A 2,114-nucleotide genomic window follows, 5' to 3' on the forward strand; every position below is an offset into this window, starting at 1 on the left:
GCGCCGGGCCATGCCCGGCGACCGTCCTGTCGGTCAGGCCGACAGCTCCAGCAGCAGCTTGTTCAGGCGCGCCACATAGGCGCCCGGGTCCTTCAGGCTGTCACCGGCGGCCAGTGCGGCCTGGTCGAACAGCACCCGGCCCAGGTCGTCGAAGCGCGTGCCATCGGCTTCGGCATCCAGCTTGGCGATCAGCGGGTGGCCCGGGTTGATTTCCAGCACCGGCTTGCTGTCCGGCACCTTCTGCCCACTGGCTTCCAGGATCTGGCGCATCTGCAGGCCCAGGTCCTGTTCGCCGATGGCCAGCACCGCCGGCGAATCGGTCAGGCGATGCGAGACGCGTACTTCGGCCACATCATCGCCCAGTACCGTCTTCAGGCGCTCCACCAGGCCCTGCTTGTCCTTGGCCGCCGCTTCCTGCTCCTGCTTGTCCGCTTCGGTTTCCAGTGCGCCCAGGTCGAGGTCGCCACGGGCGATGTCGACGAAGCCCTTGCCGTCGAAATCGGTCAGGTAGCCCATCAGCCACTCGTCGATGCGGTCGGTCAGCAGCAGCACTTCCACGCCCTTCTTGCGGAACACTTCCAGGTGCGGGCTGTTGCGTACCTGGCTGTAGCTCTCGCCGGTCAGGTAGTAGATCTTGTCCTGGCCTTCGGCCATGCGGCCGAGGTAGTCGGCCAGCGATACGCTCTGCGCGTCGCCGTCGCCACGGGTGGAGGCGAAGCGCAGCAGGCCGGCCACCTTCTCGCGGTTGTTGTAGTCCTCGGCCGGGCCTTCCTTCAGCACCTGGCCGAATTCCTTCCAGAACGTGGCGTACTGCTCGGGCTTGTCGGCGGCCAGCTTTTCCAGCATGTCCAGCGAGCGCTTGGTGAGCGCGGCCTTCATCGAATCGATGACCGGCCCGGACTGCAGGATCTCGCGCGAGACGTTCAGCGACAGGTCGTTGGAATCGACCACGCCCTTGATGAAACGCAGGTACAGCGGCAGGAACTGCTCGGCCTGGTCCATCACGAACACGCGCTGCACGTACAGCTTCAGGCCCTTGGGCGCGTCGCGGTGGTACAGGTCGAACGGCGCGCGGCCAGGCACGTACAGCAGCGAGGTGTACTCCAGCTTACCCTCGACCTTGTTGTGGCTCCACGCCAGCGGGTCGCTGTGGTCGTGCGCCACGTGCTTGTAGAACTCGGTGTACTCGGCGTCGCTGATCTCGGTGCGCGGACGGGTCCACAGGGCGCTGGCGCGGTTGACGGTTTCCCATTCGGTGGCCGCGCCCTCTTCGCCACCTTCCTTCGGCATCTGGATCGGCAGGCCGATATGGTCCGAATACTTCTTGAGGATGCTGCGCAGGCGCCAGCCGTCAGCGAAATCGTGCTCGCCGTCCTTCAGGTGCAGCACGATGCGGGTGCCGCGCTCGGTCTTGTCGACCGTGGCCACTTCGAAATCGCCTTCGCCGCGCGAGCTCCAGCGCACGCCTTCGCCTGCCGCCAGGCCGGCGCGGCGCGAGGTGACTTCCACTTCGTCGGCGACGATGAAGGCGCTGTAGAAGCCAACGCCAAACTGGCCGATCAGCTGCGAATCCTTCTTCTGGTCGCCGGACAGCTGGCGCAGGAAGTCACCGGTGCCGGACTTGGCGATGGTGCCGAGGTGGGCGATGGCTTCGGCGCGGCTCATGCCGATGCCGTTGTCTTCGATGGTGATGGTGTGGGCGGCGGGGTCGAAGCTGACGCGCACGCGCAGTTCGCTGTCACCTTCCAGCAGGGCCGGCTGGGTCAGGGCCTCGAAGCGCAGCTTGTCGGCGGCGTCGGCGGCGTTGGAGACCAGCTCGCGGAGGAAGATTTCCTTGTTGGAGTACAGCGAGTGGATCATCAGCTGCAGCAGCTGCTTGACTTCGGTCTGGAAGCCAAGGGTTTCGGTCTGGGTGGTCTCGGTCATCGATAAGGCTCCATGTGCAATGCCGCGCCAGCGCGTGCGGCCTGGCCAAGGGGTATGGCTGATTGTCCCGAAATCAAGGGGTTGGTCTGGCAGGGTTGCACCCTGTACCCGCAGAGGCCGAAGCAACAGCGACAGCAAAAGCAACAGCAACAGCGGGCATTCCGTGGGATGGCGGGGCGGTGTGGGTG

Annotated in this window: 1 protein-coding gene; it reads right to left on the reverse strand. The window is 65.6% G+C overall.

Features of this window, described 5'->3' with window-relative positions; translation table 11 throughout:
* Positions 1–33: 33 nt before the first annotated feature.
* Positions 34–1,926 carry a molecular chaperone HtpG gene (gene htpG / locus O0J73_RS22235; RefSeq protein WP_308309661.1) on the reverse strand — a complete coding sequence of 631 codons (1,893 nt, stop codon included), beginning with the start codon at positions 1,924–1,926 and terminating at the stop codon, positions 34–36.
* Positions 1,927–2,114: the final 188 nt, after the last annotated feature.

It is taken from the genome of Stenotrophomonas sp. Sm6012 (assembly GCF_030985895.1).
Taxonomy (GTDB): domain Bacteria; phylum Pseudomonadota; class Gammaproteobacteria; order Xanthomonadales; family Xanthomonadaceae; genus Stenotrophomonas; species Stenotrophomonas forensis.